At 42.1% G+C, this 22,895-nt stretch carries 20 protein-coding genes; 6 read left to right on the top strand and 14 right to left on the bottom strand.

Features of this window, described 5'->3' with window-relative positions; genetic code table 11:
• Positions 1–63 precede the first annotated feature (63 nt).
• On the top strand, positions 64–876 hold the full coding sequence (locus Q0895_RS05750; protein WP_299186341.1) for an alpha/beta fold hydrolase: 813 nt from the start codon (positions 64–66) through the stop codon (positions 874–876).
• A gap of 85 nt (positions 877–961) precedes the next feature.
• On the opposite strand, the gene Q0895_RS05745 is transcribed toward Q0895_RS05750, so the two are convergent.
• From Q0895_RS05745 to Q0895_RS05730, 4 genes are all read right to left on the bottom strand, one after another.
• The gene (locus Q0895_RS05745) at positions 962–2,026 is read right to left on the bottom strand and encodes an HpcH/HpaI aldolase/citrate lyase family protein (protein ID WP_299186339.1); all 1,065 of its coding nucleotides are present in this window, start codon (positions 2,024–2,026) and stop codon (positions 962–964) included.
• 69 nt (positions 2,027–2,095) lie between these two features.
• Complete coding sequence (locus tag Q0895_RS05740; RefSeq protein ID WP_299186336.1) at positions 2,096–3,265, bottom strand: cysteine protease StiP domain-containing protein; 1,170 nt, start codon at positions 3,263–3,265, stop codon at positions 2,096–2,098.
• Between the two features lie 38 nt (positions 3,266–3,303).
• Positions 3,304–4,125, bottom strand: a complete 822-nt coding sequence (locus Q0895_RS05735) for an HAD hydrolase family protein (RefSeq protein ID WP_299186333.1) — start codon at positions 4,123–4,125, stop codon at positions 3,304–3,306.
• A gap of 70 nt (positions 4,126–4,195) precedes the next feature.
• The gene (locus tag Q0895_RS05730; protein ID WP_299186331.1) at positions 4,196–5,485 is read right to left on the bottom strand and encodes a phosphoribosyltransferase domain-containing protein; all 1,290 of its coding nucleotides are present in this window, start codon (positions 5,483–5,485) and stop codon (positions 4,196–4,198) included.
• 781 nt (positions 5,486–6,266) lie between these two features.
• On the opposite strand from Q0895_RS05730, the gene Q0895_RS05725 reads away from it, so the two are divergent.
• Complete coding sequence (locus tag Q0895_RS05725) at positions 6,267–6,968, top strand: hypothetical protein (RefSeq protein WP_299186328.1); 702 nt, start codon at positions 6,267–6,269, stop codon at positions 6,966–6,968.
• 122 nt (positions 6,969–7,090) lie between these two features.
• Positions 7,091–7,831, top strand: coding sequence for an MHYT domain-containing protein (locus Q0895_RS05720; RefSeq protein WP_299186325.1), 741 nt, complete (start codon positions 7,091–7,093; stop codon positions 7,829–7,831).
• A 256-nt stretch (positions 7,832–8,087) separates the two neighbouring features.
• Here the strand turns inward: Q0895_RS05720 and Q0895_RS05715 are convergent, their stop codons facing one another.
• Together Q0895_RS05715 and Q0895_RS05710 are read right to left on the bottom strand one after the other, a co-directional pair.
• Positions 8,088–9,209 (bottom strand): ATP-grasp domain-containing protein, encoded by a 1,122-nt coding sequence (locus tag Q0895_RS05715; protein ID WP_299186323.1) that lies wholly within the window; start codon positions 9,207–9,209, stop codon positions 8,088–8,090.
• Between the two features lie 112 nt (positions 9,210–9,321).
• Complete coding sequence (locus Q0895_RS05710) at positions 9,322–9,450, bottom strand: hypothetical protein (RefSeq protein ID WP_299186320.1); 129 nt, start codon at positions 9,448–9,450, stop codon at positions 9,322–9,324.
• Between Q0895_RS05710 and Q0895_RS05705 the strand changes: the two genes are divergently transcribed.
• Complete coding sequence (locus tag Q0895_RS05705; RefSeq protein WP_299186319.1) at positions 9,449–10,717, top strand: TerD family protein; 1,269 nt, start codon at positions 9,449–9,451, stop codon at positions 10,715–10,717. The two genes, Q0895_RS05710 and Q0895_RS05705, sit on opposite strands and share 2 nt — an antisense overlap.
• 118 nt (positions 10,718–10,835) lie before the next feature.
• Here Q0895_RS05705 and Q0895_RS05700 read toward each other — a convergent pair whose 3' ends face one another.
• From Q0895_RS05700 to Q0895_RS05690, 3 genes are all read right to left on the bottom strand, one after another.
• Positions 10,836–11,444, bottom strand: a complete 609-nt coding sequence (locus tag Q0895_RS05700) for a TerD family protein (RefSeq protein WP_299186316.1) — start codon at positions 11,442–11,444, stop codon at positions 10,836–10,838.
• A 185-nt stretch (positions 11,445–11,629) separates the two neighbouring features.
• On the bottom strand, positions 11,630–12,382 hold the full coding sequence (locus Q0895_RS05695; RefSeq protein ID WP_299186313.1) for a TIGR00266 family protein: 753 nt from the start codon (positions 12,380–12,382) through the stop codon (positions 11,630–11,632).
• Between the two features lie 204 nt (positions 12,383–12,586).
• Positions 12,587–13,162 carry a TerD family protein gene (locus Q0895_RS05690; RefSeq protein ID WP_299186311.1) on the bottom strand — a complete coding sequence of 192 codons (576 nt, stop codon included), beginning with the start codon at positions 13,160–13,162 and terminating at the stop codon, positions 12,587–12,589.
• 320 nt (positions 13,163–13,482) lie between these two features.
• On the opposite strand from Q0895_RS05690, the gene Q0895_RS05685 reads away from it, so the two are divergent.
• Complete coding sequence (locus Q0895_RS05685; RefSeq protein WP_299186309.1) at positions 13,483–14,142, top strand: 7-cyano-7-deazaguanine/7-aminomethyl-7-deazaguanine transporter; 660 nt, start codon at positions 13,483–13,485, stop codon at positions 14,140–14,142.
• A gap of 144 nt (positions 14,143–14,286) precedes the next feature.
• Here Q0895_RS05685 and Q0895_RS05680 read toward each other — a convergent pair whose 3' ends face one another.
• The 5 genes from Q0895_RS05680 to Q0895_RS05660 all read right to left on the bottom strand — a co-directional run bounded on the left by Q0895_RS05680 (position 14,287) and on the right by Q0895_RS05660 (position 21,762).
• Positions 14,287–15,348, bottom strand: a complete 1,062-nt coding sequence (locus Q0895_RS05680; protein WP_299186307.1) for a DUF475 domain-containing protein — start codon at positions 15,346–15,348, stop codon at positions 14,287–14,289.
• Between the two features lie 252 nt (positions 15,349–15,600).
• Positions 15,601–16,176 carry a TerD family protein gene (locus Q0895_RS05675; protein WP_299186304.1) on the bottom strand — a complete coding sequence of 192 codons (576 nt, stop codon included), beginning with the start codon at positions 16,174–16,176 and terminating at the stop codon, positions 15,601–15,603.
• A gap of 250 nt (positions 16,177–16,426) precedes the next feature.
• On the bottom strand, positions 16,427–18,724 hold the full coding sequence (gene rlmKL / locus Q0895_RS05670) for a bifunctional 23S rRNA (guanine(2069)-N(7))-methyltransferase RlmK/23S rRNA (guanine(2445)-N(2))-methyltransferase RlmL (RefSeq protein WP_299186301.1): 2,298 nt from the start codon (positions 18,722–18,724) through the stop codon (positions 16,427–16,429).
• 178 nt (positions 18,725–18,902) lie between these two features.
• Entirely contained in the window at positions 18,903–20,108 is a 1,206-nt protein-coding gene (locus Q0895_RS05665; protein ID WP_299186299.1) for a mechanosensitive ion channel family protein, read from the bottom strand.
• 169 nt (positions 20,109–20,277) lie between these two features.
• Positions 20,278–21,762: a dihydrolipoyl dehydrogenase gene (locus Q0895_RS05660; RefSeq protein ID WP_299186297.1), complete on the bottom strand. Its 1,485-nt coding sequence runs from the start codon at positions 21,760–21,762 to the stop codon at positions 20,278–20,280.
• 864 nt (positions 21,763–22,626) lie between these two features.
• Between Q0895_RS05660 and Q0895_RS13455 the strand changes: the two genes are divergently transcribed.
• Positions 22,627–22,887 carry a pentapeptide repeat-containing protein gene (locus Q0895_RS13455; RefSeq protein WP_366139921.1) on the top strand — a complete coding sequence of 87 codons (261 nt, stop codon included), beginning with the start codon at positions 22,627–22,629 and terminating at the stop codon, positions 22,885–22,887.
• Positions 22,888–22,895 lie beyond the last annotated feature (8 nt).

Here is a 22,895-nt window from a genome sequence, read left to right as displayed (position 1 = left end):
GCCAGTCGATTTTTGCTTATAAACGACTATGGTTAATTGACTACATTAGACAAGGACGCTTCTATGCCACATATACAAATCAACAATGCCAATATTTATTACGAGGACAGTGCGCCCAAAGATCAAGATAAACCGGTCATGGTATTCGCTCATGGTCTGCTGTGGAGTACGCGGATGTATGATAAGCAGGTCGCTCATTTTAAAGAGGATTATCGCTGTATTGCTTTTGATTTTCGCGGGCAAGGACAGTCACAGATTACCAAATCAGGTTATGACATGGACTCTTTAACTGACGATACCATCGCGTTATTGGACGCTCTTGATATCGATAGTTGCCACTTTGTAGGTTTGTCTATGGGTGGGTTCATTGGGCAGCGAATCGCTATAAACCGTCCAGAACTTCTGTCCTCTTTAATACTACTTGAGACGTCATCTGATCCTGAAGATCCCAAAAATGCCCCGCAGTACCGTAAACTCATCAGCGCAATCCGATGGTTAGGGATGAAGCGAGTCAGCAAAAAAGTGATGCCTATTATGTTTGGCAGTAGTTTTTTGGCAGACAAATCGCGCAAGTCTGAATGCAAAGAGTGGCTGGCGCAGATTCAAGGCAATCACAAGGTTGGGGTAACTAAGGCCACGATGGGCGTCATCGAACGTAAAGGAACCTATGAGCAGCTTGGAAGTATTACCACCCCAACATTGATCGTAGTCGGTGATGAAGACGCTGCAACCCCTTATACAAAGTCTGAGCGCATGCACTTTGCCATCAAAGGCTCTAAGCTTGCAGTCATCCAGCGCGCAGGTCATACAGCGACTGTAGAAGAGCCTGAGCAAGTAAATACCGTTATGAGTAAGTTTTTGGAGTGCTGCGTGTAGTATATAAAGTCTCGCTGGTAAAAAAACCGCTACTCAGTTAAGGCAGCGGTTTTTTTAGGTTAATGTATCGTATAAATCAGCAATCTTACAAACGTGGTTTGTGGTCACTATTGCCATCGTTAATAGTGCCAAACACTTCAGCACGACTCACCACTTCATGCGCCCAAGCACGATGGGTTGCGGGCTCTAACATCGTATTGTTGTATTTAAACACCGCTTTGGCCTCGCTATGGAGTATCGCTTGCGCCTCATCCAACATACTAAGCGGCACGCAATAAGCTTGCTGCACCAAAGCAATTTGGCTGGGATGGATGACGGTTTTACCGACTAAGCCTAAGCTGACATCACGGGTCAGCTCTTGCATAAACAGCGTTGGTTGATCTAAATACTCGAACACGGGTGCGCTAAGATAAAAACCGTGCGGTACAAAGCAGCCAAGCAGCTGATAAGCGAGCATGCCAATCGGAGTATCGTAGACGATACTGTCCTTTGGACGGCGCAAACGCAGCGCGGCAAACAAGTCGTTGCCACCAATGCGCAAGGCATAGACGGGCTGATTAAAGGCTTCTTTAAAACCAATCGCCAACTCTTGATTATGATGCGGATTAAATAAAGCGGCAGTCTCCAAGGTTGGCATCAATAACTGATCCGTACTTACATTTTGACAGGCCATACGCCAATTCGACAAGCTATACATATCGACTTTGGGCATCACAAAACCATCAACGAGGTCAATATGAGCAAAATCTGTAAGTTTTTGTAGCATCGTCGGATTACGTGGTCGTATAAAGACTAGCGGCCGCGTAGGTTGCTGCGTCTGAATATTTGCCTGCCCTGAGGGCATATTGATGCTATCGACGTGCAGCGCCCACGTATGGAGTAGAGCTTGCAAGCGTTCAAGTGCCAACTCGACATCGCTATGGCTAACGGCATCTTCTAAACAAATAATAATGCTATTAATCGTCGGTAATTTATCACGCTTAATGACTTGCCAAATGTCTTGACGGGTGGCAGGCATATAAAGACTTGCACCAAGCTGATAGGGGTGATAAGTGTGCGGCTTGATCATAGCATGACGCTCAGTGATCAGATGTTCATAAGACTGGGTGTGGCTATAAATGTTTGTTTCGTTGTTTGGCGTATCTGACATAGTTGGCATCATAAATAAGGATAAATGAGAGATTGTAAAAGGTGACAAAGAGTAGAGGATTAAAATGCGCTAATCGTCTTTGTCACGCTGCTTAATAAGAGTGATGGCTTGATAAGGCAATATTTTAGCATCTAAAACACTGGTAGTAATATGACGGTCGCTACATAAATGACGTAATAGCACCGTGTCAGGGTGCTCGGCAGTTGCTAACAAGATACGCTCAGGGTCGCGGCGCAATATCGCTCTGGTGGCTTCTGCAATCGTCGGCTTAATGCGATTACGGTTGGTAATGTCGTAGTCCGCTGCGATTTTATCTATCAGCTCTGCGGTGTGATATCGCGGCCGCGTAAATGTTGGCAAACGTTGCTCCGTTATCGTCAGTGTTCGCCGCGCGTTATCGATTTGCTCGATAAAGTTTAGGCTATGGTCTGCCTCTACCAAGTTATCATAAAAAACACTGCGATGTAGTCCTGATTGCGGCTCGGTATACAGACTACGAGATATCAGTCCTGAGACGGTACTGTTTAGCAGTCCAGATGGAATTAGCCAGTCATCAGTACTGGCTGCCAGCCAAGCGACTCCTGCTGGATCAGCCAGTGTTAGTAAAGGAATGGCGCCCGTACCTTGATGATAAATACTGGCGAAATATGGATGATTGGGGTCACTAAAGGCTTCTAAACTGCGTGCCAGCTCTTGATAAATAGCGCCCTTGCCGGTCCAACCATCAACGAAAACGATAGGGCTATCAGGATGGCTGTCCAATATGAGCTGCAAGGCGACTGGATCAAGACCACGATCGCGAATGATGCTGACGCCATAATGCACACTGGGCAAAGAATAACTGCTAGCAGCATCTGTTAAGGCTCGCTGCAATAACACCCCAATCGGCAAACCTGCCCGTACCAAGCTGACCAGTACCAGCGGACACTCATCATGAACAGTATGCTGAAAAGTATGATGTAGCGTATGGGCCAAATGAGCAATATCGCTAGCCATGCGCGTTTTGCCTTGCTCAAGCGCTTGCAGATACAGCTGCTCATGCATGGCGGACGGTGCTTGCTCTAAAGTCAGCATGTCTGAATAGTGACGCTGACCACTTTGAATAAGTGCTTCTTTTTGGCTGACTGGCACATCGGCCACCGTCTCTTTATCGACGATATCAAGCAGTACCGTCACATCACTGGCAAGATAACTGCCTGAGCTGTATTTTTTTAGTTGTTGAATATTGGGGTTGGTCATAGAAGGTTTTTTTCTCGTATAGGCTGTTATTGTTATAATTACTGAGAATTAATATTGTCGTGCAGTTGACCATGATTGGGCATACCGTACCAATCCAATAGTTGTAAAAACGGTAAATCGGCTAAGCTATCACCAAAACCAAAACTTGGCCGTTGACTGTCTAAATGATGGTCTAATAAAAACTGCACGGCATGGCGCTTGTGCACTGCATGCGGCAGTATGGCAAGATTATTAGCGTTTACGTGCACATAAAAGTCCTGCTCAAAATCACGTATCAATGTAGGCAGCTTCTTGGCTAATTCTATTAATGCTTGATGGTCTTTTTGCGCATGTTTAATCGCCAAATAAATGGTCAGCTCTTCATTAACAGAACCATTATTAAAACTATCGATATGCGGTGTAAATACTAGCTGACTGTTATCGTTTTTACTATGGTTTGCAAATAATTGGCTTAATTGGTCCAGCTTATCCTGTAAGGGTTTAAGCTCGTTATACATATATTGCTGCCACGTACTTAATAGCTCACCATCAGAAGTTAAAATAATCGCACCGTGGGTTAAGACTTGCCAACTGTTAAAAGGCAGTTTAACGCGCGTGATCTCATAACGGTCGCGTGCAGTGACGACTATTAAGTCAGTGCTTACAAGCAGCCAATTTAAAAACGCTGTTTGCCGCTGACTCATAAAGCTCAGTTGTGCGCCTTGCTTATTGACCGTGGCGCATACTAAATTTTTGGTTTCAGAAGTGGGTAAACCCCACGCATCAATTTTACGCTGAGTTTGAAACAGTGTATCGTCCAAATCCATAAGTGTATAAGGTTTGATGATGTCAGGGTTGGCCTTAAAAAACGGGATAGTCATAAAAGTGTCCGTAAATGATGAGTGTAAAAATCAGAGCATAATCCAGTCAGAGCATAGCTTGGAGAGTAGTCTAAAACGTAGGACTCACCACCAACACATTATCCAAACTTTGCCACATATCATCGACACTATCAGCAGGTGTCTCCACACACAGTACAATCAAGTCCCAATCTTTTGGCTCAACATTATAGACAAAGTTGGTCATGCCAAGCCCATAATTGTCGTTAAAACTCATCATTGTACTAATCGCACCACCAAGCGCAATGGGTGAGCGGGTCAATGCACTAAATTTGACGGTTGGTACTGTTTCAGAGCCTTGTATTTGTGTCTCTTTTTCAAGCCATTCCGCCAATAAAAACGGCAACCAAACAAATTCATTACTGCCTAAAACCAAAATCCGCTCCGGCAACTGTTGTCTATCAAACTGTAATTGACCACTAAAGTGACTGAATGCATTTTGAAATCTTAATAGATAGTCAGCAAACCCATCTGTACTATCGAGTGTCGGGAAGCGTCCCCAGTTACCAGTGTCGCCTAATGGCTGACTACCAGCATCAGTAGTATCAACCGATGGCATGATAATTGCTCTAGGGTTTGGTGCATCTGTCCATCTCCAAGTACCAGACAACAAATGATGACGTTGAAAGTCGATATTAGGTAGACGTGCTGATACCTGATCAGAAGTTAGATCATCCGCGTCAGTTGCAGTTTGGGTCTGATTTAGAGACCAATCAACCAGCGTGGTGAGATGTACTTGTTCTAACTCTGTGAGTCCTGAGTTGCGTAAAGCTGTCACCACATTGATGCAAGTATTCCCTGTCGACGCTTCGTCATCGACCATGACAAGTGTTTTGCTGGCAAGTAGCTTTGCTTGTATGGCTTTATCAGAGCTTTTATAGATCAGATGCTGACTGGCATGACTATGATCTTCGCTAAAGCTGGTTAAGAGGCTGTCTTCATTATTATCTGTATGTTGGGCGTGACGAGTAGAGTTTAGCAGTAGGGCGTTTGGATAGCGCGTTTGTAGCGCTTGATGAACCCCAGCAGATAGACCAACGGCAGTTTCTGCCATCCCAATGACTAAGATTGGCTCAGGCAGGTCACTAGGAACCGAGTTTGCCAAGTGAGTAAATGCTTGGCGCATGGTAGTAGGCGCAACGGGAATATGACGCCCTAAGACTTTTGATACAAACAAAAATGCACGCTTTGGATTGATACGCTGCGCAAATCCAAGTAAATCTTCTAATTGGTAAAAGTCGTTTTGCTCTAAGTCATTATTACTTGTCACACCTTTGGTTTGGTAGGTCAAACTGAGTGTACCGCGAGGTAGGGCGATGGTTGTATGTTGCTGAGATGACATTGATGTTCCTTTAAGCTTTTAATTTTATAGTGTGACAAATAGGGCAGATGATAACTGAAATGTCATCGTAAAGTGCAGGTTTTATACACTTTACAAAAAAAGTAAAGATAAGATACGAGTAAAAAGATTGATTAATTAGATGCTTATTAATTGTATTCGTATAAACGAATTTAAATAAAAATTTGAATCAATTTTTATTTGAATTCAGCTTGTTTATTAGTCAAATGTCGTTTATCGGAAGATAACTCCCTTTATCGGACAATATTGTGCTAATGCTTGCTAGTAACTATTCCTTAAGTAATAATATTGAAAAATCCTTCTATAGAACAGGTACTACAATATTTAAATAATATTAAAGTGCAGTAGGGAATATAGTTTTAATTATAAGAATAAAAACTGCTGTCTGTTCTTTTTATCTTCTTATAAATAAAGATTAATAAATACAACTGTTTAATCAATAGTTTAGTGTTTATAACCGGGTTTACTTATATTAAATTATTGAATTTATTACATTTATAGAAATATTTTAGTTTTCTATGGTTAAAGGTCATAAATTTGAGCTGTAACAACCGCAAAGCAATTATTTATTACAGCTATAAAGTTAAATGGTTTAACTAAATGCAGCTATGCTTTTATGACAACTATACTGTAATCTTAATAAAAATTATAAATTAAATAACGCTACTATAAACTGTATATGCTATTTATTTTGACTATGAACTTTGTCTAAATAGTTTGGTACTAAAAAGTCTAGCTATATTTACAAAAAAAGGAGTGGTCTTTGAAATTTTCTTGTGCATTAGAAACGTCATCTGAACGCATTCGCCTAGTTAACGTAATCTCGCCTCTTATTAAAGCAGGTTATCAACTAGTATCGCAAAAACAAGAACCATCAGAAAACGGTGGAAATATTATTCATGTGGTCGCTAGAAGTCAAGGATCAAAAACACAAGCTGATCTGGTCGACGACTTATCCTCTATCGCAGGCTGTACGCTCTTCAATTTAGAAATCTCTGACGAAGAAACGGAAGCACCAACCAGAAAAGCGATGGATGAAAAAGAAGTTTTAGCGACTATTGGCGCTCAGTATCCCAATATAGTTGATGTGGTCAAAAAGTATGCAGACAGTTTGACAGATGGTAAGCGCGCTGCTGCGTTACATGAACTGGGTCGTAAGGTTGGCGGTGGTATTTATCAACGCGATTATGCGCTTGGTAGCCCCCTAAAAAAGTCTGTTGCCATCAGTCGAGAGCTTGTTCCAGCGCTGAAAAGTTTTGCTAAAGTTAAAGCTAATGAAAACATGATTACTTTAATTAGATGTCCGTTTTGTGGTTCGTCAAATAGCAGTCATTCAAGTTGTGATTTTGTAGTAGGTTACATAGAAGGCTTTTTAACGGCCAATCCTGCAGTAGGTAAAGCAAGTGTTGAGGAGACCAGCTGTGGAGCTGGAGGTAACAATACTTGTGAGTTTAACATTAGATAAAATAGTCGCTCATAGTTAGTTTAGCCGCTATAAACAAAAATAGTAGATGTATTAAGCACCTCGGTTCAACCAAACCAGCATGGTCTTATGCTCAACTTTTATTACATATGAAGGATAAAAAAATGATTGAAGTTCAATATGACATGCTTTTGGTGTTTGTCTCATACGCGATTGCAGTATTTGGTTCTTATGTCGGCTTAAACCTTGCTATCCGTGTTCCCGCTGCAAAGCCTGGCGCAGATTTATACTTTTGGGTAGCTTTATCTGCTATCGCCATTGGTGGTGCGATTTGGTCAATGCATTATATCGGTATGATGGCAGTCGATATGCAGATGCCAGTGACTTATGATGTAGGCATGACGGTTGCTTCTATGGTACTTGCAGTTGTGTTCGTTGCCATCGGTATTGTCATTGTAGGTCGCGGTACACCAAGTATTGCTAAACTATTAGGCGGTGGGACGCTAACAGGTCTTGGTGTTGCAGCCATGCATTATACTGGTATGGCTTCGATGCAGATGGAAGCCACTATGTCATACAATATGACGCTGCTGATCGTTTCAATCATCATTGCTATCGTAGCTGCTATCGCTGCACTATGGTTAGCGTTTAACTTACGCGGAAACTTACAACGTTTTGGTAGCGCGTTCATTATGGGTATCGCAGTTTGCGGTATGCATTATACAGGTATGGCAGCTGTGGAGATGACTCATACAGGTGATATGATGTCTATGGGCTATACTAATACAGGTGCATTTACCTCATCTTTGACTATCTTTATTAGCTCAGTGATTGTATTGAGCTTGCTATGGGCTGCTGCCTCTTACAACGCACCTAAAAAAGCGACTCTAGTGTTTGGTGAATAACAGCAAACCAGTATCGTTCTTGTAGTTAAACCACAAAGAGGGTTTTTAGATTTATGTCTAAAGCCCTTTTTTTGTGCCTGATTGTCTACTGCTCATGATTTTTATGATAAAACGCTTTCCTGAATTACAGTAAGAGTGATGCCTTAAATTATCTATCGTTAAGTGTTAGATATCAAAACTTAGTAACAATATCGAATAACAATACTAACGATAGATGATCTTCAGCTAATACGATGAAAGTAATATCTTATTGTTCCTAAACTTTCACACTCGTTGTAAATGGCCGTACTTGACAAGGTGTGATTTTTTGAACCATGTCCTGTAGTCTTGGTTTGTCAGTGAGTCCTAACCAATAGGCAAATCCTACTTGGGTCAAATCCACGCCGCTATGAGCCGTATAGCTAATACCGCCTGATGGGCGAGAGTTTATCTCAAGGACACGGTGCTGACCATTATCATCCGCCTTGGTCTGTACACTAACGATACCATCACAGCAAAAGGCTCTGATCAAAGGAATGACGACATCCATGACAGATTGCTCATAACCGATATGCTGAATTTGGCCTGTTTTGTGGCGAGTGATGGCTGCAAGTACCTCTCCGTATTCGCATACCACATCGATAGAGTATTCTTGACCAGATAAGTATGGCATCAGTAACATAGGGATGGGGCGCTCATGTACCATCTGGCTATTTGTATAAGCACTGACAAACTGCTCGGTGTTGATCTTCTTACTGTCTGTAAAGTATAAGTGTTCAAAGCTATCATAGGCTTTATGTGCTTGTTTTGCAGTATCAAGTCGCCAAAACCCTTGGGCAAAAATACCAGTAACAGGTTTTACGCATAGTGGCTGATGACCATGTTTAGCCAGTAACGCTTCAAGCTCAGCAGTATTATCAAAACGCCAAGCGTCCGCTACAGCAATATTGTGCATATGACAGTGCTGCATAAAAGCGAACTTGTCATCGATAGATGCTAATGATGCAACGCTGGTCGCACCTGTCAATAGACGAATCCCAACGGCATTAAACGTAGCGCGATGTGCCTCGTAGTCGATACCATTACGGCCCGTAAGAAGCACTTTTACGTTGTGTTGTTTGGCATGCTCTAACACAAATTGCCTACGCGGCATATCAGGTTTTATGGCTGAGTCTTTATCGTCATCTATTGGCACGCCAGTAGGCTCTTGATAAATTAAATCAGCAAATTCAAAAATCTCAGGTCTCTTATATCGATGTGAGGCGATAATATTAAATGGTGTGTTAGAACGAGCTTTTAGGGTTTGCAAACTGGCTAACATGTCACGCTGGCTTGATTGTCCTTCAGCAAGCCAAGCCGCGCTTAAATTATACTGATGCTCATTGTCTTGGTGGTCCATAAATCTCTCAACGTCATGTGGTTTGGCGTACTATTTTTACCGTCATTATATACAAATGCGGCAAATTATAAATAATTATGCAGCTAATGCACGACAGCTGATGTAACAGATTTCAAGCTTCATCGTAGCAAGCTGATACTCGTTTAGCCGCTACTAAAAATTGAGCAATATCCATGCTACTATAAGACGATAATAAGGCTAACAATATCTCAACCGCATAATCATACAAAGGATAAGTCATGAGTCAAACCCTAGTTGCAGGTGCCAATGCGCCATTACCAAATGACAATATTAGCATTAGAATTCTGAGTCAAAACGCGATTGATTGCGCCGCTTATCGTCTAACAAGCAGTGGTAAAGTCCGCGGTGATGGCGACATGGTGTTTTATGGTCAGACGCGTAGCGATGATGGCAGTGTCAGCTTTCGAGGACATGACAGTGATGGGTTTTTTGATATCAATTTGCCTGCGCAGCCCGCAAGCATCGAAAAAATAGCCTTAGCATTTTCTAGTGGACAGACGCTGTCTCAACTGGGTGATGTCGATATTCAAGTATTGCAAGGCAGTCAGGTATTGATGACTTGCCAGCTCAGTAGCGCTGGACGTAATGAAAAAGCCATTATCTTAGCCGAATGCTATCGCAGGCAGGGCAGCTGGAAGTTTCGCTTTATCGCTCAAGGTTTTGAAGGTGGTCTAAAGCCGTTGTCTGAGCACTTTGGCGTTGAGATTGCTGATGAAGCACCGGCCCAGCCCCAAGCTCAAAGACAGGCTCAAAACCAGTCACAACCTATCAATACTCAAAGACCTATCAATACCCAAAAAGCGGGTAATGCAAGTCAAGCAAGCACACCGCCGCCAATTCCCACTAGTCCTTCAATCAATTTAAGCAAAATTACCTTAACCAAAAACCAATCTAGTATTAATCTTAAAAAACGCGATGACTTTGGTAAAATATCTGTCAACCTAAACTGGAACCAACGCCCAAATATTGACAAGCAAGCGCCTAAAAAAGGCTTACTAGGCGACCTATTTAAGCAGCATGGTAAAGGCGGTATTGATCTTGATGTCGGTGCGATGATTCATCTTAAAAATGGCGAAAAAACACTGATTCAAGCGCTAGGTAATCGTTTTGGTAGTTTGCAATCAGCGCCTTATGTGTTGTTGCGTGCTGATGATCGAACGGGACAAGTCAGCGGTGGAGAGTGGCTTGATATTAACGGTCAGCAGTGGTCACAGATTGAGGAAGTGTTCATCTTTGCTTTTATCTATGAAGGTGCGCCAAACTGGGCGCAAACAGATGGGGTAGTGACCATCCACGTGCCAGAACAGCCACCGATTGAGACTCGCCTGACCGAAGGCTCGAACCATTCACCGATGTGCGCTATTGCACGTTTGGTCAATCAGCAAGGTAGTATTAACGTTGAGCGTATTAACCAATACTTTAAAGGTCATCAGGAAATGGACAAAGCCTTTAACTGGGGCTTTAGTTGGAAGCGCGGACGTAAGTAATACTTAAACCCAATACATTAATAAAAATATATTAATAAAAATCAGCCCGTCTACTATACATAGACGGGCTGATTTTTTATAAACAAGATACAGTTATAGCAAACGCTATTTAAACCTATTACGCATGTGGCGTAATAGCTGGCATCAAGTCGTGGAACGTGCGACCAGAAGCAGTCTCACCAATAGCATGCATCTTCCATTCATTATTATGACGATACACCTTTGCCATAATCATCGCTGTATGTCCGCCTTGGGCAGACAAGTTATAACGTGCGACTTCTGAGTTGTTATCAGCGTTGACGATGCGGCAAAAGGCATTTTCGACTGTCTCAAACGTCTGACCAGTAAAGCTATTGACTGTAAATACTAATGAAACCACATCACTAGGGACGCGGGAGAGATCAACGTTGATTACTTCGTCATCACCATCACCATCGCCTGTGCGATTATCACCAGTATGAACGATACTACCATCTTTTGACTTAAGCTGACTAAACCATATAGCATCGACAGGCTGTTTATTACTATCAAACATAATGCATGAAGCATCCAAATCGATTGAGTCGCCGCCAGTGCCGCCACCAAATAACTTACCTAAGAAGCCACCTTTTTTGTCTTGGGGTCCTTGTGCAACATCCCAGCCTAGACCTAGTTTTACTTGGTTGAGGGTGCCGCCAGCTTCTTTACTTAAAGATATTTTTTGACCCTTTTGTAAACTAACTGCCATGATAGAATCCTTATACCTTCCAAAATTATGATTAGCAGTGTCGAACTCGCTTAGCCTACGAAGCGCAGTACTTATACGCGTTTTTTGCTACTCTCATTTTGGTGAATGGTATTATAATAATTGTGAGTGGAATACTTAAAAGTTTGTTGCTGTATTTAGCTATCAATTTTGGTTATGAGTTTTAATTATAAGATATTATCTAAAAAACCACCATTACCGCCGCGACCACCCGAACTACTACCCAAGATACTTTGTAGCCAGCCCTGATAGCTATCTCGATTACGTGAACAAATAATTATCTTGCCAGTGCCTGAAAAGTTTAGCACCATGCCTTCGCCGCTAGTGACCGAGTTAATGATATTACTCATAATACCTTTTTTCTTACTGGTTGAGACCGACAGCTTATAATCAAGGTTTGAGTCCCAGCAGACTACGTGACCATTATCGATGATGACATCTTTGTCTGGTGTCACATCAATCTCAAATAAAGAGCCAAAGCCAGATACAACGACTTGCCCTTTACCTTGGGTCTGCATGACCATAAAGCCGCCCGTATCACCAAACACCGCGCCGCCAAGGTTACGCTGAATATTGGCTCTGATGTCGACGCCTGTTTGCGCTGCAACAAAGGCCCCATCGCTCAAAGTATACTGCTGAGTACCGACATCAAGTATCTGCATATCGCCATCAAGCGTCGGGGCAAGTAGGCAGTCACCTTCGCCATTGACCGCTTCTATTTGTTGTTGAAACAGGGATTCATCATTAGCAAAGCGGCGCATTAGCGATTGCATCAGTCCACCTTGCATTTTACCTTTTAGCTCAAGGTTAGACTCCATCATCACCATGGCATTGGCTTCGCAATAAATCGAATCGCCTTTTTTGAGGTTACAATGCAAAAATGGTTCGATAGTACCGATTAGGCTAAACGTAGCAGTCATAAATGACAAATCCTTGTTCTATTTCTATGTCTATTTTAAATATCTTACTAAGTAATTATAGTCAAAAAAACGTAGTCAAAAAATTTTGTGCAATCATTTATATTTAAAGCCATCAAATGCTATCTATACACTTGATGGCTTATTAGGAACTACAATCAGAGTTTTGATTGCAGTTTTTTACTCATAAATGGTTAAAATCAATAATTAAACATTGACACCATAAGAGGCAGCTAATGGTCCTAAACCACCACTAAAGCCTTGACCGACAGCGCGGAATTTCCAATCACCATTATGGCGATATAATTCACCAAAGATCATCGCTGTTTCAGTGCTACCATCTTCTGATAAGTCATAACGAGCCACTTCAGAATTACCCGTGTCGTTGACGACGCGAATATAAGCTTCACCAACCTGACCGAAGTTTTGATTACGGTTTTGACCTTCATAGATGATAGCGCAAATGGCTACTTTACTGACATCAGAAGGGATATTGGCAAGGTTGATTTTGATTTGCTCATCATCACCGTCACCCTCACCAGTACGGTTGTCGCCAGTATGCTCAACAGCGCCGTTATCTGACTTTAGGTTATTAAAAAAGATAAAGTCTTGATCGTTACGTACTTTGCCTGATTCATTGACCAAAAAGCCAATAGCATCCAGATCAAACTCTTGACCGTCGGTTGCGCGTGGATCCCAGCCTAGACCAACTGTGATATTGGTTAAACCTGGTGCTTCTTTTGATAGGTTTACGTTGCCGCCTTTTGTTAAGCTAATAGCCATATAAATATCCTTTAAATTATTAATTAAGTGGATTAAAGAGTCGAACAGATACAATAAAAATCATGCAGAAAGTTTACGATCAGCGTAAATAACAAAGATATCTACCTGTATGTCACGTCCTGCATATCATTACGTTTTACTATACTAAGCGTTTGCCTACTAAGCAAGGCGAATTTTGTGTGACTATATGACATATATCTTTCTATTTATAAAAAAATGATTTTATGACGATATCACGCTCATTTTGGCTATTTATCTGATTATGATTTATAATAGCGCGCTCAGGTTCCCTCTACCCTGATGTAAAAAAAGGCCGCTTTATGACTATCAGTACTGTTTTGAAAACCCCCATTGAACCCATTCGTTATAGCCGTGCTCTATTTTGGCTTGTCAGCTTGCATATCTTTATCATCGCTATTAGTAACTACTTAGTGCAGATACCTGTTGAGCTGTTTGGCTTTATCACTACATGGGGCGCCGTTACCTTTCCTTTTATCTTTTTAATTACTGATTTGACCGTGCGTATCTTTGGTCAAAATCTCGCTAGACGAATTATCTTCTTTGCTATGTTGCCTGCGCTGGTGATCTCTTATTATTTTTCAGTGGTGTTTTCAAATGGTCAGTTTGTTGGCCATGAACATCTGCTAGATTTTAATCTATTTGTCTTTCGCATTGTTCTTGCAAGCTTTAGCGCTTATGTCGTCGGTCAACTGTTAGATATCCAAGTGTTTAATAGATTACGCCGCCTGAGTATTTGGTGGATTGCGCCCTTAGTATCGACGTTTATTGGTAATCTGGTCGATAGCTTTTGCTTTTTTGCTATCGCCTTTTATAAAAGCCCAGACCCTTTTATGGCGTCGCACTGGGTTGAGATTGGCGCGATGGACTACTTATTTAAGATCGTGATGGGCGTGTTTATTTTCTTACCGCTATACGGTGTGATATTGGCAAAATTGCAAAAGATATTAGCAGGTAAGTAGAGCGTAAAAAAATAAGGTGAGTATGCGTAATTGTCTAACACGCTCTAAAAACGCACATAAAAACAGGTCATAACCGATAGCGGCGATGACCTGTCATTTAACATCTCAAATAACTCTAAGTGTTAAGCTTAGAGCTATCAAAACCTATTCAATTGCTGCTTGCTTACGATATTTTAGTGAAGAAAGTAGCGCCCAGCCGATAAAGGCGATACCGATAAGACCAGTAATCAGCTCTGGCACATGGAACTTCACTGATAACAGCATGATAATTGCTAATGCACCGATAGCATAGTGTGCGCCGTGCTCAAGATAAACGAACTCATCAAGTGTGCCTTTGTCCACTAAGAAGATAGTCATAGAACGTACAAACATTGCACCGATTGCAAGACCTAGCATAATAACGATAACGTCGTTGGTAATCGCAAAAGCACCAATAACACCATCAAAACTGAACGAGGCATCAAGAACTTCTAAGTATAAGAAGCCAATAATACCGCCTTTCATAATAGCGCTGGTCGCTTCCCCGCCCGACGTACCGCCTTCGTGTTCTAGCTCTTCTTCTAGATCACCCTCGAGCATACCAGATACCACTTGGACACCAAGGTAAACTAAAATACCCCAAACACCAGCGATCAAGACAGCTGCTGACTGGTCTGCATTGGCCCATGATACTGCTATCATTAAGATGATAAGTGCTACAAAGACACTCATAGCATCAACCTTACCCAGTTTTGCCAATCGGCTTTCAAGCCAGTGGAACCATAGGACTTCTTTTTCGTCAAATATAAAGTTTAAGAAAACCAGTAGTAAGAAAATACCACCAAACGCTGAGATTTCAGCATGGTGCGCCATCAGTCTGGCCGAGTACTCTTCTGGGTTGTATAAGGCTAAGTTGACCACTTCCATCATACCAAGGTCAGCGGTAACCGCGACAATGACGATAGGGAAGACCAAGCGCATACCAAATACGGCAATTAAAATACCAACGGTTAAGAAGATTTTTTTCCAAAATTCATCCCAGCCTTTGAGGACTGAGGCGTTGACCACCGCATTATCAAACGATAATGAAATCTCCATGACGGCCAAAATAGCAGTAATAGATAGGGTGGCTATCATGCCGCCCATACCGCCGTGTGAATATCCCCACCACGCCGCTACCGCTAAGGCAATGGCCGTAAAGATAAAGTCTAAATAAAAATGTCTCATGACACATCCTGTCTGGTTGCGTAAAGCTAAGGTCGGCCTATTATAGACACAAACCACAAAAAAGTGGTTATTGCTAACCACTTTTTATGCATAATTCTAACCGAAACATAAAGCATTATTAGTCGTTTGGCTACCAATAATAGTGACTGTTTTGTAGCTGTATTCCCTACTAATAATAGACCAACCTCTACTTTATGTTTTGGATGTGATAATTATTCTAATATGAATGTAAGTACTGATTTTGGGACAACTTTAGATATCCACACCATATTGGTGACACATGGCTTGTAGGCCACCTGAGTAGCCTTGACCGACAGCGCGGAATTTCCACTCACCATTATGACGATACACTTCGCCAAATACCATGGCTGTCTCAACAGAGTAGTCTTCTGCTAAGTCAAAGCGAACGACTTCAGTACCTGTCTCTTCATTAACGACGCGGATAAAAGCATTGGCTACTTGACCAAAGTTTTGATTGCGTGCCGCCGCATCATGAATGGTGACCGTGACGACGACTTTGTCGATGTCGGCTGGGACTTGGGTGAGGTTTACTTTGATGACTTCATCATCACCATCACCTTCGCCAGTACGGTTGTCTCCGGTATGCTCAACCGCGCCATTGTCAGATTTGAGCTGATTATAAAAGATAAAATCATGATCGCCGCGTACCTTGCCAGCAGTGTTCAATAAAAATACACTTGCATCAAGATCAAACTCAGCGCCAGACGTTGCGCGTTCGTCCCAGCCGAGGCCAATAAGCAGCTTAGATAAATTTGGGTCGGTTTTCGTTAGCGATAAGTTACCGCCTTTATTAAGAGATAAAGCCATTTTAAAGTCCTTATTATTAGAGTAAGTTAAACGTATTAATAAAATCGTGTTGGTGTTGAGACGATATAAGAAAAATAATATTGCACTAAAACTAGTGCAAGACCAACGCTTAATAACGCTCTATCATAACAACAAAAAATGACCCAATCAAAGCAGATTGGGTCATTGTCATGTTTGCTACAAAATAACTCGCAAGACTAGGAGGCGACTTTTTTGAGGTCAGCTTTGTTGCTCGATTTTAATTTATCTCTTAGCGATGGCGAATCTCAAAACTCTGATGGATGGGCTTTTTGATATTAAAATCAAAGCCAATGGTCTTTGAGGTAATATCAACGATATCGTAGCGCTCGCTTAGCTGCTCATCTAACTCAAAACGGGTAAAGTTGTTAGAAAAATACAACACACCATCCGAGGTTAGGCGATTCATAGCACGATTAATAAGGGCAGCATGATCACGCTGCACATCAAACGTACCTTGAAACTTTTTCGAGTTTGAAAAGGTCGGCGGATCAATAAAGATAATGTCGAATTGCTCAGTATTGTCCTTGATCCACTCAAAGATATCGGCTGCGACGAATTGATATTTACTACGGCTGACGTCCAAACCATTTAAGGCAAAGTTTTGTTTGCCCCAATCGAGATAGTTTTGTGACAAATCTACGCTAGTGACTTTTTTGGCACCAGCGAGGGCCGCATGTACACTCGCTGTACAGGTATAAGCAAACAAGTTAAGTACTGCTTTACCGCGACTATTGCTCTTGATGCGGGCGCGCATATTACGATGATCAATAAACAGACCGGTATCCAAATAGTCAGTAAAGTTGACATAAAAATACGCCCCATCTTCACGAGCAACGTAGAACTTTCCGCGTTTTTCAGTGTCGCCCTGCTTACTATATTGATCGTTGCCCGATTGACGCGCACGGGTTTTGATAAAGACTTGCTCGCGGTTGATATCAAACACCTCACGAATACCCATTAAGGCTAGGTTAAAGCGTTTTTTGGCAGTCTCAGGCGGGATGGTTTTGGGCGGTGCATATTCTTGCACGTGCGCATAATCGCCATAAAGGTCGATGGCCACTTTAAAATCTGGCAAATCAGCGTCATAGACACGAATATTACTAACATTGTCTTTTTTGGCGAGCTTTTTAAGCTTAGCAAGGTTTTTTTGCAGACGATTAATAAAGTCTTGTCCATCTTCTACTGTAATCTCACGTTTCTCAAAACGACTGACAAGGTTACCTGTTTGACCAGCGATGAGTGTCCCATAACGGAAATAAACGGTGATAGCACCATTGTGGCAGCGTAGGGTTTTGGGTTCTTTGATCGGTAAGATGTCGACTTGCTCGACATGAGATGCCAAGATACCAAGCTTTGGATTAATTCCGCTACCAGCAAAGCTGTCTTGTAAGATAAGCCCTAACGCATGGTATAACGGTTTTATCATTTCTTCATCACCCAAGCGCTCACCATAAGGTGGGTTGGTTATGACTAAAGGATTGCTTAATCTACCATCATTGACCATTGGCTTTAGGATGCTGCTTAATTGGTCAAGGGCGCGGGTCTCTATGTCTAGTAGCGGTAGCAAATCTTGCAAACCTGCCGCAATCAGATTCTTCTCTGTCGCTATAGTCGCACCACTATCTGCATCGTAACCTAGTATAAGAGGCAAGGTGTCTGGCTGCTCTTGAGCAATCGCTAAAGCGTCGCGAAAACGAGTTTGTGCATCATCGATCATCTGCTGCCAGAGCGCATCATCATGATGTTGCCACTCATAAAAACCAAACTGATTGGCCGCTTTATCGATACCGACCGCATAATCACAATGCATCAGGAGTGCTTCGATAATAAATGTACCAGAGCCGCACATGGGGTCGATTAGGGCGTTATAAAAAGGCGCATCGCCTGCGTCGTTTTTCTTATGCCAGCCTGCGCTATAGAGTAGCGCTGCTGCTAGGTTTTCTTTTAAAGGCGCTTCGGTCATGGCTACGCGATAACCTCGACGATGCAAACTGGTACCTGACAAGTCTAAATACAGCTCGGCCTGTTTGTCATTGACAGTGGCAAACACAGAAAAATCCGGATTTTTGCTGTCGACATTAGGGCGGCTGTCATATACCTCATTGAAGGTATCGGCGATGGCGTCTTTGATACGCAGCATCGCAAACTGCTGACTGACAGCGACGCGCTTATCAACAGACAGACGAATCGCAAAGGTTTGCTCTAGGCCAAATTGCTCCGTCCAATTGACAGATTTTGCCAAACCATAGAGCTGCTCGGCCACATCATATTCGGTATTGATGTTTTTGCGTTTGATCAGTAGCAGTACCCGTGAGGCCACACGAGACCAAAGGCAGATCGTATAAAGATCACGCAAACTACCAGTGACGGTCAGACGGCCTGTGCTTTTTATATCGCTTTTGATACCAAAGCTGGTCAGCTCAGTCTGTAGCGGCGCTTCGAGCCCATCGGCACAGGTAACGATAAGGTCAAGCGACAACGCTGGCGAAGATGCTGTGGAAGATGCTGGCGAAGTGGTTACGGTCATACGGATACCTGTGGGCTAAATTGATAGATAATACACATTATAAGATACGCTGTTTAACCCGTGATTTTATCATATTTCAAGGTAGGATGGTTTAAAGTGGTTGGCATTGGGTAATATAGTCGATACTAAATCTATGAATGCGCCAACTGATAGCACGGCTCAATGTGTATCGACTGTTTCATTGCTTATCTTTAGTTAGTGGTAGCGGTTCTGATTTTGGTTCTGGTTCTGAGATAACTTGCGTAGTAGTGGCAAAAGGCTTGGTAGCGATAGGATAGTCGACATCTTTTGGCATAAGCAAGCGCATATGCGGGTAGGGTGTTGAGATATTTGCAGCGTCAAAGGCACGTTTGATATTTTCTTGGAGGTTCTCTTTAATCTTTGGCATACGGGCGACAGCTGCAGGTTTTACCCAAAACCGTACGATAAAGAAAACCCCATATTCCCCAATCTCATCGACTGTGGCTGAGGTCTCAGGACGACTTAGCACCACATCAGTGTCGGTCAATACTTGTAAAATCTCTTTGCGTGCAGTGTCGATATCGTCTTCAAAGGCGATACGCACCCGAATATCAAAGCGTATAAAGTTTTTGGAGGTTAGATTGGTGACCTCAGAGGAGGCGACATTGGAGTTTGGAATAATGACGGTGATGTTGTCTCGTGTCAAAATATGCGTGGTACGTAAGGCAATCAGTACTACCCGGCCTTCATTTTCATTGATATGAATCCAGTCGCCAACTTGAAAAGATTGTTCGAGCAAGATAGTAATACCAGCGATAAAGTTAGCTAGCGTTGACTGGGCTGCAAAGCCCACCGCCAAACCAACAATACCTAAACCGGCTACCAAAGAGACAATATCAAAACCAAATTGGGCCATGACGCTGGCAAGTCCAAGTACCCAAATTAATACTGATAAAATATTTTTGAGTAGTTGTTCGATAGAAGCATTAAGACCGTAGTGCTGCAGTACTCGATGAATAATTTGCCCTGATGATGCCCATAATATGTAATAAATACCTGCCCAAATACTGGCTTTTGCTGTAGCTTTGACCGTACTTGGCTCAAAGTTAATCTGACTCATAATAGCAATGAGGCTAGCGACAACCCATATATAACGTAACACTGAGCGTGCTATGTTACTACGGCGTTCATTAAGGCGAAGCCGTGATTTATTCTGTTTTATAATATAAATCGCTAGCCAATAAAAAAATCCTAACACTGCAAGCAGTATTAGGATCTTAATGCCAGTGCTAACCAGCTCTACTGCTTGAGAGGACCAATCAAAAGAATTTTCTTCTACTGAGCCACCAAGCGCAAGATATAAACTGGTATGTAGGTCATGGATAATTTCTTTAAAAAAATCAGTAATACTAGCGATTGGCATTGTTTGATCCATGCAGAGGTTATTACATGTAAAGTATTTTGAACAACAGTATATTAAACAATACGCCGTCATGACGTACAGTAATAAGTTACCTTAAATCAAAAGAGCAAGCAAACGTAAGATGCCCGTTGATTAGCCCTCATTATATCTGCTTTTAGTATGCCTTAGCTTAAAAGTTGTCTTCTTGAGTGTCGTGATACTGATAAGGTATTTTCATTTTATGCTGTACATCGCGCAGAGCAGTACGCAGGCCTTCTAAAATAGTAGGATGATAAAAAGGCGTATCAAGTAAAGCTTTAACGCTTAAATCATTGGTAATAGCAGTCGCCAATATGTGTCCAATGTACTCAGCATCTGGGCCAACCATACTAGCACCTAAAACTCTATCGGTTTTTTTACAACCATAAATATGCAATAGGCCGCAATTGACACCCATAATACGACTACGGCCTTGGTTGTCAAAACTGACACGACCGATGACATATTCTAGCTCTGGATCCTGTTGTATCTCAGGTAGTGACATGCCGACGTTGACAATCTGCGGTGAGCAAAACACGATAGAAAAGGGAATAGCTGGTGGACGTATATAGGCGTCTGCTTTGTTTTCACAAACAATGTTACCTGCACTATAGCCTTCATCACTAGCAACGTGTAACAAAGGAATATTGGCATTGGCATCGCCAATAATATAAACATTAAGATTACCAATCTGACCTGTCTTCTTATCCAACTGTTTTGGACGGTTTTTGTCATCAAGCTCAACGTCTAAATTTTCGATACCCAATTGCTCAATATTATTCCGTCGACCAGTCGCGACTAGTACATACTCACCTTGCCACTGCTGCGCATTGCCTGCGCTGTCTTCATACTCAATAAAGGCAGATGTTCTGTCATTATCTTCATCTGTTTGCGTGCCTACGTTATGGATTTTACTGCCCAAATGCATGGTCAATTCGCGGTTTAAACAAACGATTGCTTTATTACTAATATCATCATCTTTAAGTCCTGCAACGCGTTTATCACGATTGAATAAAGTTACCTCCACACCTAAACGTTTAAACGCTTGCGCAAGCTCCAACCCAATAGCACCTGCGCCTACTACAGCCATAGTGCTGGGCAAGTCTGTTAGCTCAAAAACTGTATCAGAGGTCAATAAAGTGTCACCAAGCTTGTCAGACCAGTTATCTGGAATATAAGGGGAGCTACCAGTAGCCACAATAATTTTATTGGCTTTGATCAGCTCATCATTAACTTCGATCAAACCTTGTTTATTAATGTGCGCACGCCCTGAAATTTTCTTGTCTTCAGGCCAGCTATCTACCTGATCTTTAACATAGCTTGCAAAATGACTACGCTCATCACGGACACGCTTCATCACTTGTTGGCCATCTATTTGAGCAGTGGCATGAACGCCAAATTCATCAGAATGATTGGCTTCGTGAGCACGATCAGCTGCTGCAATCAAAAGCTTACTCGGCATACAGCCAACTTGAATACAAGTTGTGCTCCAAAACCCATCATTAATAATGACAATGTTTTCAATAGTTTTACTGGCCTGACGAAACGCGTTTTGACCTGCAGTACCAGCACCAATCACAGCTACCTCTACCTCACGAGTAACATTATTATCGGTGTTATCAGACGATTTGCTCATATTATCCTCAATTAATTGATTATTCATAACCACATTTAACGATCTATTATTTTAAATAGTAGGCTTTAATATTAAAGCCTATCTACACGTGATGCCTTTATTTATACGTAGCAAGCTGTTGCAAAAATGTGTAGTTACCTGCTCAGACAGAATAAGTAATTCTAAAGAATTAGCAATTAAAACCAGTAAACACGGTTTCTTCCTTATCAAAAAGTCTTAAAACGTGTCTAGAAAATAGGGTAATGCTAATTAGGAGTTTATGGTCTTGGTATATAAATTGCATAAATTTTAACCAAGTTCATAAAATTTTCTTATTGACATAGTTAAAAACCTTACTCTTGTTACATTAAATAGACACAAGTTGGTAAGACAGGTTAAAAATAGAACAGATATTTACATAGATTTCTGGGCCTTTTTTGAGAGCGCGCCTTAGCTCATAACGCACTGAAACTAGAAGTTATCTGTCAATTTTTGAGTCTTTTGTAGGTGTTATCGATATTTTGCCATATCGATGTAACTAGAGATTAAGAAACATATCTAACCCTATTACTCAAGGCAATTGCATGGAAGACTTGATCGAAAGAATGTCTTTATCCACAGCTAGTGAAAGGACTCATACTAAGGTCGCAAAAGAAACCTATTTTAAAAAATTTGGTAATAAGCAGACATTTCACCCTATTAAGATGCAACACCCTGCTATAGCTTCTATGGCATTATTCCTCGCTGGTTGCGGAGGAGGTGGTTCATCAAGCGGCTCCAGTGCGGCCAGCTCTAGTACGACAGGCTCTAGTACGACAGGCTCTAATACGGCAGGTTCTACTACGACAGGCTCTAATGCGGTAGGTTCTACTACGACAGGCTCTAATACGACAGGTTCTAGTACGACAGGCTCTAGTACGGCAGGTTCTAATACGGCAGGTTCTACTACGACAGGTTCTACTACGACAGGTTCTACTACGACAGGCTCTACTACGACAGGCTCTACTACGACAGGCTCTACTACGACAGGCTCTACTACGACAGGCTCTAATACGGCAGGCTCTAATACGGCAGGCTCTAATACGGCAGGTTCTAATACGGCAGGTTCCGATGCATCTATCTCTAGTCCCACCAGTACACCGGTAGATAATATA

Source organism: uncultured Psychrobacter sp. (genome assembly GCF_947495825.1).
Taxonomy (GTDB): domain Bacteria; phylum Pseudomonadota; class Gammaproteobacteria; order Pseudomonadales; family Moraxellaceae; genus Psychrobacter.
The sequence above is the reverse complement of the archived record's forward strand: the minus strand, read 5'-3'. Positions and strand labels throughout refer to the sequence as shown.